Source organism: Methylococcus geothermalis, from assembly GCF_012769535.1.
GTDB lineage: Bacteria > Pseudomonadota > Gammaproteobacteria > Methylococcales > Methylococcaceae > Methylococcus > Methylococcus geothermalis.
Map to the genome: position 1 here is coordinate 963191 of NZ_CP046565.1, position 15282 is coordinate 978472.

Consider the following 15282-nt stretch of genomic DNA (forward strand, 5'->3'; position numbering starts at 1 on the left):
TTCGGGGCGTGTTTCAGATGTCAATGGGCCTGGGCTGCAGTACGGCGGCCGGAGTCGCGGCGGGCAGGCCGAGTCCGGCGAGCCGGAAGGTCATCTTCAGCAAGGTGTCGTTGCCGCGGGTCAGGCGGGAGGCGAGTATCGTCGCCTTGACCGCCCGCCGCGTGATCTTGACTTGGCTGGAGTCGCTGAAATAAAGGTTGCCGTGGATCTTGCGCAGGGTGAGCACCGCCATGCCCAGGGCCCACAGGCAGAATTCGCGGATGCCGGTTTCATGGCTCGGGATCAGCAACGTATAATCCAGCGCGTTGCGCAGATGCGCATGTGCCACCCCGATCAGCCGGTCGAAGCCGCGGACGAAATCTGGATTGTTGTGGCCGGGACGCAATTCGGACAGCGCGAAGCCGCAATCCGAAAACACGTCCTGCGGAAGCCAGCAGACGCCGCGCGAATGGTCGTCCCACAGATCCTTGAGGATGTTGGTCATCTGCAGGCCCTGTCCGAACGATACCGCGAGTTCCATGAGCCGGCTCCGGTGCGCGGCGATTTCCGGCGAATAATGGCAGAACAATCGGGTCAGCATTTCGCCAACCACGCCGGCGACGTAATAGCAATAATCACCCATCTGCCGCAGGTCTTTGAGACCGTGGCTTAGGTCTTTGTCCTGAAACTCGGCCATTCCCCTCGACATCGTGGCCACGCACTCGGCCAATGCCTCCTGCTGGGGCGGAGCGAAGCCGTGAGTAATGCGGATGACGCGCGGAATGGCGGCGACCAGTTCCCTTTCAGAGGCCAAGGTCTGTTCCGAGAGCAGCGGAAAAAGCTCGTCGGCGAGGGGTGCGGCCGGGGCATGACCGGCAACGACCTGCGCGAAGCGCTCGCAATACCGTCTCTTCTGCGCCGAGCCGAGTGTCACCTCGTCCTCGATGGTGTCGACGATCCGGCACAACAGGTAGCCGTTGGATACCGGCCGGGCCAGATTTTCCGGCAGCCGCGGGATCGTCAGGGCGAAAGTGCGCGACACCCCGTCCAGAAAATAGGCCTGGAACTCGTCGTCCGACATGTTCTCGTGCATCGCAGGTTGCGAGGGGGATGTTCCGCTCATCGGGATAGGCGTCGGTTGCTGGAGCTCGAGTCGGCCACCGTGGCTAACTCCTTGTAAAAGGGTTGAAAGTCTACTGATTCGGGCGATCGAGTCAAGTTCTGTTGTTTTTTTATCAAAGATGAGTTGAGTAATATGCAACTGGATGCTAGCATGCGTACCCATTCAAAGGGAATGCCGCAAGCCTTTTTTTAAACAAGAAATAAGGATCGTTGTTACAATCCGGGCTCAATCCCTAGTGCCAGACTGGGAAAATGTCCCGCAACGTCTCATGGGCGGCTATCAGGCAATGGTTTGGCCGGTGTGCCTTTGGGCCGATATGAACCGACTGTCGGGGCGGTTGTCTCAAGCCATCCCGTCGCCAGCTATAGAATCGAGGAGAAACGAATGGGCGTTCCACTGCGTCAACAACTGACCGTCGCAAAGTATCTGCTCAAACAGAAAATTTTCGGGGTCAAGCGCTATCCTCTGGTGCTGATGCTCGAACCGTTGTTCCGCTGCAACCTGGCTTGCGCCGGGTGCGGGAAGATCGATTATCCGGACGAGATATTGAATCGACGCTTGAGCGTCGAAGAGTCGCTCCAGGCCGTGGACGAGTGCGGTGCGCCCATCGTGTCCATCGCCGGGGGCGAGCCGCTGCTCCACAAGGAATTGCCCGAGATCGTGCGCGGCATCATCGAGCGCAAGAAATACGTTTATCTGTGCACCAACGCGCTGCTGCTCAAGAAGCGGATCGACGATTACCAGCCTTCCCCGTTTCTGACGCTGTCGATCCACCTTGACGGCAACCGCGACAGGCATGATGCGTCGGTCTGCCAGACCGGCGTGTTCGACCGGGCTGTCGAAGCCGTCGAGATGGCGATCGCCCGCGGTTTTCGCGTGACCATCAACTGCACCCTGTTTCAGGGCGAGTCGCCGGAGGAGGTGGCCGAGTTCCTGGACCATACCAAGCGCTTGGGCGTCGAAGGCGTGACCATCGCGCCGGGTTTCAGCTACGAGCACGCGCCGCAGCAGAACATCTTCATCCGGATGCGGGACAGCAAGGAGCTGTTCCGCAAAGTATTCAAGCTGGGCCGCGGGCGCGGCTGGCGTTTGAACCATTCGGGGCTGTACCTCGATTTCCTGGCGGGCAACCAGAGTTACAACTGCACGCCCTGGGGTAATCCGACCCGAAACATCTTCGGCTGGCAGAAGCCGTGCTACCTGCTGGTGGACGAGGGCTATGCGCCTTCCTTCCGGGCCTTGATGGACGAAACGCCCTGGCACAAGTACGGCAATTCGAAAAATCCGAAATGCGCCAACTGCATGGCGCATTGCGGCTACGAGGCCAGCGCGGTGGAAGACGCCATGCACCGTCCCTGGAAAGCGGCCTGGGTCGCCCTGTTCGGGCCGAAGACGACAGGAGACATGGCGCCGGAGCCGAAGCCGGAATACGAGACCGAGGCGCCTGGTTCAGTTCCCGTCAAGGTGCGTCCGGCGACCCGCATCGAAGCAGTCGAATAGTCCAGCCAGGGTGAGGCGCAAGCAAAAAAGCCGGCTTTGAGGCCGGCTTTTTTGCGCCCGAGGGCAACGGAGAGCGTCAGTAATGCAGCAGTGAATGCACGCGGCGGCCATTCAAAGCCTGCCGTCCTTCGAGTGCATCGAGTTCGACCACGAAAGCGCAGGCCGCGACTTCGGCCCCCAGGTTTTCCACCAGTGAGCAACTGGCGCGGGCCGTGCCGCCGGTGGCCAGCAGATCGTCGACCATCAGCACGCGGTCGCCAACCCCTAGCGCATCCAGGTGTACCTCCAGGCGGGCCGAGCCGTACTCCAGGTCATAGTCGATGGCCTGGACGTTGTAGGGGAGTTTGCCCGGCTTGCGCAGGGGCACGAAGCCGACCCCCAGCTCCCAGGCCGCCAGCGCGCCGAAGATAAAGCCCCGCGCCTCCATGCCAGCCACGGCGGTGATGTTATCGCCGATGAAGGGGTGGATGAGCTGGTGGATCGCGAATCTCATCGCCGCCGGGTCTTTGACCAGGGGCGTGATATCGCGGAACAGGATGCCTGGTTTCGGGAAGTCCGGGATGTCGCGGATGTGGGAGCGCAGTTTGTCCATCAGGGCTTGCTCTTGCCCGAGCGGCGGGCGCGCTGGGATTTTTCGGTGGAAGCCGTGGCCTGAAGGAAGGCATCGATCGATCGGGCGATGCCAGCCTGGTCCAGCCCGGCGATGGCCAGGAGTTCCTCCCGGCTGCCCTGGTCGAGGAATTCGTCCTTCAGCCCGATCTGGCAGATCGGAATCCGGCAGCGCTGGGCTGCGAGGAATTCACTGACCGCACTGCCCGCGCCGCCCGCGACGGCGTTTTCCTCGACGGTGACAATGTGGTCGTGGGTGCCGGCCAGCTCCAGGATCAGCGCCTCGTCGAGCGGTTTCACGAAGCGCATGTTGACGACGGTGGCGCCGAGTTTTTCGCCGACCGCGAGCGCGGCCGCCAAGGTCGCGCCGAAGGCCAGGATGGCGGTGCCTTTGCCGCAGAGACGCACTTCGCCCTTGCCGAGGGGAATCGCGGTCATGGCCTCCTCGGGCTTGACGCCGGGTCCCCTGCCTCGTGGATAGCGGACAGCCGCCGGCCCGTCGTGGAGGAAGCCGGTATAGAGCATCTGCCGGCATTCGTTTTCGTCCGCCGGTGTCATGATCAGCATGTTGGGAATGCAGCGCATGAAGCTCAGGTCGAAGCTGCCGGCATGGGTTGGGCCATCCGGGCCGACCAGGCCGGCGCGGTCGATCGCGAACAACACAGGCAGGTTCTGCAGGGCGACGTCGTGCACCAGCTGGTCATAGGCGCGCTGCAGGAAGGTGGAATAGATGGCCACCACCGGCCGGTAGCCTTCGCAGGCCAGGCCCGCGGCGAGCGTCACGGCATGCTGCTCGGCGATGCCGACGTCGAAGTAGCGTTCCGGGAAGCGCTGGGAAAACTCGAACAGGCCCGAACCCTCGCGCATCGCCGGAGTGATCCCTAGCAGACGCCTGTCCCGCGCGGCCATGTCGCATAGCCATTGGCCGAATACTTCCGTGTAGGTCGGTGTCCCCGGTTTGGACTTGGGCAGTTCGTCGGCGTCCAGGTCGAACGCGCCGACGCCGTGGTAGGCGACGGGGTCTTTTTCCGCCGGCGCGTAGCCCTTGCCCTTGCGGGTCACGACGTGCAGGAAGCGGGGGCCTTTTTGGTCGCGCAGATTGCGCAGGGTGGTGATCAAGGTGTCCAGATCATGGCCGTCGATCGGCCCGAAATAATTGAAGCCCAGTTCTTCGAACAAAGTACCGGGCGCCACCATGCCCTTGACATGTTCTTCCGCCCGGCGCGCCAGCTCCCAGACGCCGGGCATGTGGCGGCCCAGGAGGTGCTTGCCGCCTTCGCGGACCGACGAATAGAACTTTCCGCTCAGAATCTTCGCCAAATAGTTGTTGAGCGCGCCGACGTTTGGCGAGATCGACATTTCGTTGTCGTTGAGGATGATCAGGAGGTTCGCGTCCAGGGTTCCGGCATGGTTGAGCGCCTCGAAGGCCATGCCGCCGGTGAGTCCTCCATCGCCGATGATCGCCACCGCATGGCTGGGCCGCCGGTCCAGCCCGGCAGCGATGGCCATGCCGAGGGCGGCGCTGATCGAGGTGCTGGAATGGCCGACGCCGAAGCAGTCGTAAGGGCTCTCCGCCCGGTTGGGGAAGGCCGACAGGCCGTCCTTCTTGCGGATGGTCGGGAGCCGGGCGCGGCGTCCGGTCAATATCTTGTGCGGATAGGCCTGATGTCCGACGTCCCAGACCAGTTTGTCTTCGGGGGTGTTGAAGACGTAATGCAGCGCGATGGTCAATTCCACCGTCCCGAGCCCCGCGGCCAGGTGGCCGCCCGACTGGCTCACGCTCTCCAGGAGATAGCCCCGCAGTTCTTCGGCGAGCTCAGGCAGCCTGTCTTCCGGCAGGTTGCGCAGTGCGGCGGGATTGTCTGCCGCTTCGAGAAGGGCATATCTTGTGGTTTCGGTCATGTAATCGCGTTCCAGGTTGCTCGGTCCGGGCGGAGGCTTCGGCTGTCCAGACTTGAAAATAAGTAAAGTAGGTTACTCGGGAATTATGTAACCGCGGTCCCCGCCTTTCAAGGAAACCACGGTTTGCCTCTAGCTCTGCCGTTGGATGATGAATCGGGAAAGTTCGCGCAACAGATCGGCCTCGGGACCGAAGCCGGCCAGGCTTTCCAGTGCGGCTTCGTGCATTTCCAGCGCTTTCTCCTTGGCGCCGCCGAGTCCCAGCAGGGCCGGGTAGTTGGGCTTGTTGTGGCCGCGGTCCTTGCCCTGGGTTTTCCCCAAGGTCTGGGTGTCGCTTTCCTCGTCGAGGATGTCGTCCTGGATTTGGAAGGCGAGGCCGATGCACTTGGCGTAGTGGTCCAGGCGGCCGGCTTGCTCGGCCGGCAGGCCGGGACGGGTCAGGCAGGCCAGCCGAACGCTGGCGCGGATCAGGGCGCCGGTCTTGCGGATGTGCATGTTCTCCAGATCCGGAAGGTCCAGTTTCTTGCCCACCGAATCCAGGTCGATCGCCTGGCCGCCGACCATGCCGGCCGGGCCGCTGGCTTGCGACAGGGTTTCGACCATGGCGAGGCGGTTTTCCGCCGGCACGGCGATGCTGGGGTCCTGGGCGAGCACATGGAAAGCCAGGGCCTGCAGGCCGTCGCCGGCAAGTATCGCCGTGGCCTCGTCATAGGCCTTGTGGCAGGTCGGCTTGCCGCGGCGCAGGTCGTCGTCGTCCATTGCCGGCAGATCGTCGTGGATCAGCGAATAGACGTGGATGAATTCGACCGCGCAGGCGGGACCGTCGAGCAGATCGGCGTTGGCGCCGATGGCTTGGCCGGTCGCATAGGTGAGCAGGGGGCGCATGCGCTTGCCGCCGCCGAGCACCGAGTAGCGCATGGCCTGGTGGAGCCGTTCCGGCATGCGGTCGGCGGCCGGCAGGCGCGCATCCAGCGCCCGTTCGACCCGCTCCTGGCAGGACCGCATGAAATCGCGCAGAGAGTGTTCAGGGTTCATCACGAAAAGGCTTCAAAGTGGGTAAACTGTTTTCTTCTAGCAGGATCTGGACCTTCTGTTCGGCATCCTGCAGCGACTTTTGACAGGTCCGCGTGAGCTCGATTCCCCGTTCGAACAGCTTGAGGGACTCTTCGAGGGGCAGGTTGCCCTGCTCCATGCGTTCCACCAGTTGCTCCAGCTCGGCTAGGGCTTCTTCAAAGCTCGGGGGTTTGCGGGCCATGGGGATTCTGTGCGGTAGTCGTAAGGTGCGGCGGTGATGAGTGTGCGTCGGAGCCGAACGCGGCATTATCTCAAACTTGTCAAGTTGATTAAAATGCGCCGCTGTTCGTGACGGCCGCCGCGTCCCCATCCCCATCCTGTATTGCCCTCGCCCAATGAACGAAGTTTACGACGCCTCAGCCATCGAAGTCCTGAGCGGACTGGATCCGGTTCGCCGCCGGCCGGGCATGTACACCGACACCAGCCGGCCCGACCATCTCGCCCAGGAGGTCATCGACAACGCCGTGGACGAGGCGCTGGCCGGTTTTGCCCGGCAAATCGAGGTCCGCTTCCTGGCCGACGGCGGGCTGGAGGTGCGCGACGACGGCCGCGGCATGCCGGTCGATCTGCACCCGGAACTGGGCGTCTCCGGCGTCGAGGTGATCCTGACCAAGCTGCACGCCGGCGGCAAGTTCTCCCAGAAGACCTACCGCTATTCCGGCGGCCTGCACGGCGTCGGGGTGTCCGTGGTCAATGCCTTGTCGCAGCGCCTGGAGGTCGAGGTGCGGCGCAACGGGAAAGTCCACGCCATCGCCTTCGAAAAGGGCGAAAAGGTGAGTGAACTGGCCGAAACCGGCACGGCGCCCAGGCGCGAAACCGGTACCACGGTGCGATTCTGGCCGGAAGCGCATTATTTCGACAATGTCCGGTTTTCCCGGTCGCGCCTCAAGCATTTGCTGCGCGCCAAAGCCGTGCTGTGTCCGGGGCTGGAAATCCGGATGTCCGACGATGCCAGCGGCGAGACCGAAACCTGGTGTTACCAGAACGGCTTGCCCCAATACCTGCTGGACCAGTTGCGGGGCAACGCCTGCATCCCGGACGAGCCGTTCACCGGAGCGATGGAGGGCCGACAGGAGGCGGTGGATTGGGCGTTGCTGTGGTGTCCGGACGCCGCTGCCCCGGTGACCGAGAGCTACGTCAACCTGGTGCCGACGGTGCAGGGCGGCACCCACGTCAACGGCCTGCGCACCGGCCTGACCGAGGCGGTGCGGGAATTCTGCGAGTATCGCAACCTCTTGCCGCGCGGCATCAAGATCGCGCCGGACGACGTCTGGGAGCGCTGCAACTACGTCCTGTCGGTGAAGATGCAGGAGCCGCAGTTCGCCGGCCAGACCAAGGAGCGGCTGAATTCGCGCGAATGCGCCTCCTTCGTCTCCGGCGTGGTGAAGGACGCCTTCAGCCTGTGGCTGAACCAGCATCCCACGGTCGGCGAGCGCATCGCCGAACTGGTGATCGAAAGCGCCCAGAAGCGGCTGCGCGCCAGCCGTCAGGTCACCCGCAAGCGGGTCACCAGCGGCCCGGCGCTGCCCGGCAAGCTGGCCGATTGCGCGGCGCAGGACTTCAACCGCACCGAACTGTTCCTGGTCGAGGGCGACTCCGCCGGCGGTTCGGCCAAGCAGGCGCGCGACAAGGATTTCCAGGCCATCATGCCCTTGCGCGGCAAGATTCTGAACACCTGGGAAGTGGAGTCCGGGGCCATCCTCGGCTCGCAGGAGGTGCACGACATCGCCCTGGCCATCGGCGTCGACCCCGCCGCCAGCGACCTGAGCGGCCTGCGCTACGGCAAGATCTGCGTGCTGGCCGACGCCGATTCCGACGGCAACCACATCGCCACCCTGCTGTGCGCCCTGTTCCTGCGCCATTTCCGCGCCCTGGTCGAGGCCGGCCACGTGTTCATCGCCATGCCGCCGCTGTACCGCATCGACGTCGGCAAGCAGGTGTACTACGCGCTGGACGAGGCCGAGAAGAAAGGCGTGCTGGACCGGATCGAGGCCGAAAAGATCAAGGGCAAGATCAACGTGCTGCGCTTCAAGGGCCTGGGCGAGATGAACCCCTCGCAGCTGCGCGAAACCACGATGAATCCCGACACCCGGCGGCTGGTGCAGCTGTCGCTGGACGACCCGGCCGCGACCGACGAGCGCCTCGACATGCTGCTGGCCAAGAAGCGGGCCGGGGACCGCCGCGTCTGGCTGGAAGAAAAGGGCAATCTGGCCGACATCTGACCCGTGCAAGCATCCACCATGAACGAAGCTGCGAATTACGAGCGCATACCCTTAAGGGATTTCACCGAGAAGGCGTACCTCGATTACGCCATGTACGTCATCCTCGACCGCGCCCTGCCGCACATCGCCGACGGCCTGAAGCCGGTGCAGCGGCGCATCGTCTACGCCATGTCCGAACTGGGGCTGTCGGCGCAATCGAAACCTAAGAAATCCGCCCGCACCGTGGGCGACGTGCTGGGCAAATACCACCCGCACGGGGATTCGGCCTGCTACGAGGCCATGGTGCTGATGGCGCAGCCGTTTTCCTACCGCTACCCGCTGATCGACGGCCAGGGCAACTGGGGTTCGCCCGACGATCCCAAGTCGTTCGCGGCCATGCGCTACACCGAAGCCAAGCTGACGCCCTACGCCCAGTCCCTGCTGTCCGAGCTGGAGCAGGGCACCGTCGACTGGGTGCCGAATTTCGACGGCACGCTGGAAGAGCCGCAGCTCCTGCCGGCGCGCCTGCCGAACCTCCTGCTCAACGGCGCCACCGGCATCGCCGTCGGCATGGCGACCGACATCCCGCCGCACAATCTGCGCGAAGTGGTCGAGGCCTGCGTCCTGCTCATCGACCGGCCCGAGGCGGCGGTCGAGGAACTGTTCGGCTGCATCCGCGGCCCCGATTTCCCTAACGAGGCCGAGATCATCACGCCGCGCGAGGAGCTGCTGAAGCTATACCAGACCGGCAACGGCTCGGTGCGCCTGCGCGCCCGCTACGAGCTGGAGGACGGCAACATCGTCGTCACCGCACTGCCCTACCAGGTGTCCGGCGCCAAGCTGATGGAGCAGATCGCCGCCCAGATGCAGGCCAAGAAGCTGCCGATGGTGGAAGACCTGCGCGACGAATCCGACCACGAGAACCCCACCCGGCTGGTCATCATGCCCCGCTCCCGCCGGGTCGAGGTCGAGCCCTTGATGTCGCATCTGTTCGCCACCACCGACCTGGAACGCTCCTACCGGGTCAACATGAACATCATCGGCCTCAACGGCCGGCCCCAGGTCAAGAACCTGCGCGAAATCCTGACGGAATGGCTGAGCTTCCGCACCGAGACCGTGCGCCGACGCTTGCAGCATCGCCTGGACAAGGTGCTGGCGCGGCTGCACATCCTCGAAGGTTTGCTGATCGCCTTCCTCAACATCGACGAAGTCATCGCCATCATCCGCCGCGAAGACCAGCCCAAGCCGGTGCTGATGGCGCGCTTCGGCCTCACCGAGCCGCAGGCCGAGGCGATCCTGGAACTGAAGCTGCGCCACTTGGCCAAGCTGGAGGAAATGAAGATTCGCGGCGAACAGGACGCGCTCGAACAGGAGCGCGCCCAGCTCGAAAAAACCTTGGGCTCGCGCAGCGAACTCGATGCCCTGATCAAGCAGGAATTGCGGCAGGATGCGGAGCAATTCGGCGACGCCCGCCGCTCACCCATCGTCGCCCGCCAAGCCTCCCAGGCCCTGGACACCACCGCCCTGATCGCCAGTGAGCCGGTCACCATCGTGCTTTCGGAGAAGGGCTGGATACGCTCGGCCAAGGGCCACGAGGTCGATTCCGCAACCCTGAGCTACCGGGCCGGCGACGGCTTCCTGTGCGCCGCGCTGGGCCGTTCCACCCAGCCCGCCTATTTCCTCGACTCCACCGGGCGCAGCTACAGCTTGGCCGTGCACGACCTGCCCTCGGCCCGCAGCCAGGGCGAGCCGCTGACCGGCCGCCTCAACCCGCCGCCCGGCGCCACCTTCATCTCGGTGCTGGCCGGATCGGACGAGGACTGGTATTTGCTGGCCACCGACGGCGGCTATGGCTTCCTGGTCCAGCTCGGCGAGCTGGGATCGAAAAACCGCTCCGGCAAGACGCTGCTGACCGTGCCCGATCACGCCAAGGTCATGCCCCCACTGCGGGTCTCAAACCCCGACACCGACCGCCTGGCCATCGTTTCGGCGCAGGGGAGGTTGCTGGTCTACCCGGCGGACGAAATCCCGCGCCTCAACAAAGGCAAGGGCAACAAGCTGATCCAGATCGCCCCCGCCGACCTCGAAGCGCGGCGGGACTTCATCGTCGCCGTGGCCAGCCTGCCTGCAGGCGCAGCGCTGCGCGCCACCGCCGGCAAGCGTACCCTCACGCTGCAGCCAGCTGACCTGGCTCATTACCTGGGGTCGAGAGGGCGGCGCGGCAACCCGCTGCCGCGGGGATTCCAGCGGGTGGAGCGGCTGGAGCAGGTATAGGCGTCGCTAAGACAGTTAGCGTTAAAAAGCCTTACATCTTCTCCTTCGCGGCGTTGGGAAATTTCCGGGTGAGGGCACCGGGCAGATAGACCTCGCCATAACCTTCTGCCAAATCGGATGGGTGGAGCGTGAGGCACCCGAGCCAAGTGTGCCCTCAGCGGTTCGACCACCTTTTCCGGCAACGGGACGCCCCTATCCTTGCCTCCCTCGCACCCTGAAAAAGCAATCCGAGGCAAAAGGAAAGACCTGATAATCCATCTAGCCGGCCCCCCGACCCATTTATTTCCAAGATCGCCGCCAGCTCGGAGAAGGAAGCAGGGTGGTAACCCCCGGAAGACCGCAGGAGTGCGGCTTTACCGTCACAGTCGATCGAGCGCGGTGACAAGAACGCCATATCGTGCCAGCAGGGCCTCATAGCGACGGGTCAGCTCTGCGGGGAGCGTCAGCATGGGGTGGTATCCATATCTGTCTATCTTCGGAAAAGGGGTGATAAACAGAAGGATAGACCAACAAAATCAAAGGCGTTGCCAACCGGAAGACGGTGTGGTAGAAGCTTCACGGAAGATAAACGGAAACCATTCAATTAGTTATTAGGCAAGGAGCATGGCTTACACGCTAACCGAGTGCGAAGAAGAACGGGACTACCGCTACTCGCTGCGCGCGAGAACCGATGCAGCCGGCAGTGCGTTCTTGGTCGTGGTCCAGTGCAACCCGAGTCGAGCATCGGGCACACGCTCCGATCCGACCGTGGGCAAGGTATCGAACTGGGCGGAAGAGAACGGGTTTAGCTCCGTTACGTTCCTCAATTTATTCGCCCGCCGCAGCCCAAGCATTCACGAGATCAGCCATCTTCCATACGTTGATCTTGTGGGTCCGAGAAACGATGAGGTTCTCGCTCTCCACGCCGCTGGCGCCTCAACGCTGGTTCTGGCGTGGGGTAGCAGCCTTCCCGTCCCAGAAGAGCTGTACCTCAAGCGTCTGGTCGAGGTGCGCGGATTGCTTATGGGACGTCCGGCGCATCGGGTCGGTTCTCTGGCGTGCGGTCGCTATCCGCGCCACGGCAGAATGTGGAACGCCGACAATCGCACGCTAGAGCCGCTGGAGTGGAACGAGTTGTTGCCTAACCCCTCGCTCCAGCGGGACGCGCTAAAGCGCGCCCCTTAGCTCCACAATCTTGAGTTTGGTATTTATCAATATTCCGGTCAATGGAACTCGGTTGCTGGAATTTATATGTTTTGTAGCCTGACAGACCGAAAAGGTGACAGATTTATTTTCTGGTGGTGTGCCACCTGCCTAACAAAGGCTTGCAGCGGAGCCAGCTACGCCGGCCTGCTGAAGCCGGGCGTTAGGTGTAAGACGGAACAGCACTTCAAATCGCAATGGGCCAAGCTAAAACGATATACATCAATGAGGATTGGTTGGCTTTTTCGGAGAAAGTCAAACGAAGAGATGGCTACAAGTGCTTGCAATGCAGGAGAGGACTGGGAGAAGTAACATTACAGGTTCATCATGGAATTTACGTAGCCGGTAGAGCTCTTTGGGAATATGCTCTCAGTGATTGTCGAACTTTATGTAAAGGGTGTCACGCTAAAGAGCATGGTCTTATCGAGCCAGACAGAGGTTGGACGCTATTATCGATAGATGATTTAGGCGGTCTTGATGGCATTTGCGAAAGAAAAACTGCGGCGCCGGAATACGGTACGCTCATTTAACTTATCATCCGAAGTGGGGGTATTTTGTTGTAGGGAGTACCTGCATCAAGCATCTGACCAAAGAAGATCGTCCCTTGAGCAGCAATGTTATCCATCTGTACCAGAACATCAGTAATTTTGTGCGCTCGTCAGAGTGGTTAAGAGATATTACACAAAAAGGCAAAAGGTTTATTTCATCCACTTACAAACACCATAAAATCCGAATTTACGGGGAAGAATTGTCCCATTCGTTCCAGCTTGCATTGAAGAAAAGAGGTATTCAGCGGTACGACTTCAGAGAGATAATTGATGCAAAAGGGAAAAATACTTTGGCTGTTAAAGAATTGGCTTATACTGCCTTGCGGGGCACGTTATCTGAGAGCGAAGACGAAAAACAACTTCTGAGAAATTTGTATCGTGAACTTAAGTCAAACACATAACACGGCGCTTCACTCGACCGAAAACCACTATGCGGTTTTAGTCGGGTGAGCTAGGCGTTGGGCAAAGAAAAAATGAAAACGTGGAAGCTATTAAACCGGCCATATTTTTCCGTACGCAGAAGCAACGTAACGCATTGATATTAATAACACCTGCGTTCGAAATTACATGACCGGGTTAACATGTTTGACTTTCCAAGCTGGAGCAATCATTGTTTTTGAGGGCGGAATGCGATCCTTTAGATTCGCACTAATTATGGGCATGGCGAGCTTAATAATGGCATGCACTACTGTTTGGTATCATCCAACGAAGTCTACACAAGAATTCTATGCGGATGATTCCTCGTGCAGGGCTCAGGCTGGATTCGGTGCTAACAACCAAATCATACCAGCTTATAACAATTCTTTTGCTCAGGGATGGAACCAAGGCGCAGCTATTGGAGCCGCAATTCAACAAAAAACTATCTATACAAATTGTATGATGGGCAAGGGTTGGAGTACCGAAAAACCATCGTATACGTCTACGTCCTCAAGTAACTAAAATTTAACGAGCTATCATAAAGCTAGCATGGAATGCGAAACAGACTCAGATTGTTCAGCAGGAAAAAACTGTCGAAGTAAAAAAGGGGGTGGGACGGAATGTCGCTCAACGGAACCGTCACTTTCAAACACAGACGAATTAACCAGTTCTAATTATTTGGAGCAAGATAGAAACCAGACAAATGAGCTTAGTCTTGTGCAGAATGGTGGAGTTTATGAAGTGCCTGTTACTCTCAATGATGTATTGAAAATTAATGTAATTCTTGATAGCGGAGCAACAGATGTATCCATTGCTCCAGATGTTGCACTTACATTAATTAGAACTGGGACAATTCAAAAATCTGATTGGCTTCCAGGAAAAATTTATCAGTTCGCTGATGGCTCACAGGCAAAGAGTTTTCGCTTCCGATTAAGATCAGTCTCAATCGGAAATAAGCATTTTGAAAATATACCCTGCAGTATCGCCAACTCGTTAAAAGCGCCAATGTTGTTAGGCCAGAGTGCATTAAAACGTCTAGGCAAATACACTATTGACTATGAAAAAGGCACTTTGCAATTTGAATAGTCTATTAGGGAACCTCTGAACAAACCCTGCGGGTAAGCTATTCCTGCCCAGCAAGATTACGGGGTCAATTACGGGTCAGGTCTTGCCTTTTGCCATGCTGCAGCTAGCCATGCTGCATGTCCAGACCTCCACCAATCGAGTTTGCCGGTGGCCTGTACCACGTGACCTCCCGCGGCGACGGGCGCGAGGCGGTTTTCCTGGCCGAGGAAGACAGTCCTTTGTTTCTGGGCGTGCTGGACGAGGTGGCGCAGAACTTCCACTGGGCGGTGCCTGCCTACTGTTTGATGGACAATCACTATCACCTCCCTGCCATCCAGCGCCGACCCTTACCCCAACCACTGGCTCGGATTGCCCAGAACCATGAACGCGACGTGGCAATCTTCCTCGCCTACGCCAGCGGTGGGTACCGTTTGAAGGAAATCGGCGACCATTTTGGGCTGCACTACTCCCGGGTCAGTCGCATCCTGAAAAAGCAATCCGAGGCAAAAGGAAAGACCTGACCCCTTGATCCGGACCCGGCCAGTGTCTCCGTTTCCTGTCACCTATTACAAAGGCTCGGTGGAAGTATTTAGGTCTTATGATGGTTTAGGGGTTTTGGTTTGGACGATTGATTTCGAGTCGCAGCCGGAAGATGCCGCATCGGTGGCGGAACTGGTGCGCAGTGCCATAAGCGACGGTATCGACGGCATGGAAAAGGATCTCTGCGGCGCGTAACGACAACTACTCAGAGCACCAGCCGGTCCAGCGTCAGTTCATAGCCGGGCACGAACACGTTCATGAAATAGTCGACTTCCGGCAACCCCAGTTGCCGGATTTTTTCCCGGATTTCCTCTTCCGCGTTGACGAATTCGGTATTGCCGGCCCGCCGTTCGGCGCAGCATTTCAGGTAGGCGGCGATGCGGTCGGCGGCTTTGATGATCGCGCCGACGTCCTCGGGGATGGCTTCGGGCAGCAGCATCCGGGCGAATGCCGGTTTCAGTTCTTCCGGCAGCAGGGCGAGCAATTCCTGCGAGGCTTTTTGCTCCAGGTCCTTGTAGGCGTCGCGGATGGCGGGGGAGTGGTATTTGATCGGGGTGGGCAGGTCGCCGGTGATGGCCTCGCTCACGTCGTGGTAGAGGGCGGCGGCCGCGACACGGTCGGCGTCGATGGGCTGGTGGAAGATTTCGCTGCGGATCACCGCCAGGGCATGGGCGATGACGGCCACTTCCCAGCCGTGCTCCATGACGTTTTCTTCGTAGGCGTTGCGCATGAGGCCCCAGCGCTTGATCCAGCGCAGGCGGCCCAGGTGGGCGAAAAACGGGCTTTCGTTCATTGGGAGCAGATTCTTTTGGTTCGGCAGGCTCGGCGTACCGGGGACGCTCCTGCATGACTCTCGCGGCATGCAGAAAAA

General features: G+C 60.4%; 14 protein-coding genes. 8 read left to right on the top strand and 6 right to left on the bottom strand.

Going from position 1 to position 15282, the window contains the following annotated elements; all coding sequences use genetic code 11:
• Positions 1–13: 13 nt before the first annotated feature.
• Positions 14–1102 (bottom strand): phytoene/squalene synthase family protein, encoded by a 1089-nt coding sequence (locus tag GNH96_RS04660; RefSeq protein WP_169602612.1) that lies wholly within the window; start codon positions 1100–1102, stop codon positions 14–16.
• A gap of 384 nt (positions 1103–1486) precedes the next feature.
• Here GNH96_RS04660 and hpnH point away from each other — a divergent pair, with 384 nt between their 5' ends.
• Positions 1487–2602 carry an adenosyl-hopene transferase HpnH gene (gene hpnH / locus GNH96_RS04665; RefSeq protein WP_169602613.1) on the top strand — a complete coding sequence of 372 codons (1116 nt, stop codon included), beginning with the start codon at positions 1487–1489 and terminating at the stop codon, positions 2600–2602.
• A 76-nt stretch (positions 2603–2678) separates the two neighbouring features.
• On the opposite strand, the gene GNH96_RS04670 is transcribed toward hpnH, so the two are convergent.
• The 4 genes from GNH96_RS04670 to GNH96_RS04685 all read right to left on the bottom strand — a co-directional run bounded on the left by GNH96_RS04670 (position 2679) and on the right by GNH96_RS04685 (position 6365).
• Positions 2679–3194 (bottom strand): adenine phosphoribosyltransferase, encoded by a 516-nt coding sequence (locus tag GNH96_RS04670; protein WP_169602614.1) that lies wholly within the window; start codon positions 3192–3194, stop codon positions 2679–2681.
• Positions 3194–5113: a 1-deoxy-D-xylulose-5-phosphate synthase gene (dxs, locus tag GNH96_RS04675; protein ID WP_169602615.1), complete on the bottom strand. Its 1920-nt coding sequence runs from the start codon at positions 5111–5113 to the stop codon at positions 3194–3196. The genes GNH96_RS04670 and dxs overlap by 1 nt, the downstream gene beginning before the upstream one ends.
• Before the next feature lie 129 nt (positions 5114–5242).
• Positions 5243–6145 carry a (2E,6E)-farnesyl diphosphate synthase gene (gene ispA, locus GNH96_RS04680; protein WP_169602616.1) on the bottom strand — a complete coding sequence of 301 codons (903 nt, stop codon included), beginning with the start codon at positions 6143–6145 and terminating at the stop codon, positions 5243–5245.
• Positions 6135–6365 (bottom strand): exodeoxyribonuclease VII small subunit, encoded by a 231-nt coding sequence (locus GNH96_RS04685; RefSeq protein WP_169602617.1) that lies wholly within the window; start codon positions 6363–6365, stop codon positions 6135–6137. Before GNH96_RS04685 ends, ispA begins: the two co-directional genes overlap by 11 nt.
• A gap of 154 nt (positions 6366–6519) precedes the next feature.
• On the opposite strand from GNH96_RS04685, the gene parE reads away from it, so the two are divergent.
• The 7 genes from parE to GNH96_RS04720 all read left to right on the top strand — a co-directional run bounded on the left by parE (position 6520) and on the right by GNH96_RS04720 (position 14606).
• The gene (gene parE / locus GNH96_RS04690; RefSeq protein ID WP_169602618.1) at positions 6520–8406 is read left to right on the top strand and encodes a DNA topoisomerase IV subunit B; all 1887 of its coding nucleotides are present in this window, start codon (positions 6520–6522) and stop codon (positions 8404–8406) included.
• 18 nt (positions 8407–8424) lie between these two features.
• A complete protein-coding gene (gene parC / locus GNH96_RS04695; protein WP_169602619.1) occupies positions 8425–10659 on the top strand; it encodes a DNA topoisomerase IV subunit A in 2235 nt (744 codons plus the stop codon).
• Positions 10660–11262: 603 nt separating this feature from the next.
• Positions 11263–11823: a DUF1643 domain-containing protein gene (locus GNH96_RS04700; RefSeq protein ID WP_169602620.1), complete on the top strand. Its 561-nt coding sequence runs from the start codon at positions 11263–11265 to the stop codon at positions 11821–11823.
• 622 nt (positions 11824–12445) lie between these two features.
• Complete coding sequence (locus GNH96_RS04705) at positions 12446–12790, top strand: hypothetical protein (RefSeq protein WP_169602621.1); 345 nt, start codon at positions 12446–12448, stop codon at positions 12788–12790.
• A 565-nt stretch (positions 12791–13355) separates the two neighbouring features.
• Complete coding sequence (locus tag GNH96_RS04710; RefSeq protein ID WP_169602622.1) at positions 13356–13892, top strand: retropepsin-like aspartic protease family protein; 537 nt, start codon at positions 13356–13358, stop codon at positions 13890–13892.
• A gap of 116 nt (positions 13893–14008) precedes the next feature.
• On the top strand, positions 14009–14392 hold the full coding sequence (locus GNH96_RS04715; RefSeq protein ID WP_169602623.1) for a hypothetical protein: 384 nt from the start codon (positions 14009–14011) through the stop codon (positions 14390–14392).
• A 22-nt stretch (positions 14393–14414) separates the two neighbouring features.
• The gene (locus GNH96_RS04720; protein ID WP_228720015.1) at positions 14415–14606 is read left to right on the top strand and encodes an SRPBCC family protein; all 192 of its coding nucleotides are present in this window, start codon (positions 14415–14417) and stop codon (positions 14604–14606) included.
• Positions 14607–14616: 10 nt separating this feature from the next.
• Here the strand turns inward: GNH96_RS04720 and yfbR are convergent, their stop codons facing one another.
• Positions 14617–15204, bottom strand: coding sequence for a 5'-deoxynucleotidase (yfbR, locus tag GNH96_RS04725; protein WP_169602624.1), 588 nt, complete (start codon positions 15202–15204; stop codon positions 14617–14619).
• Positions 15205–15282 lie beyond the last annotated feature (78 nt).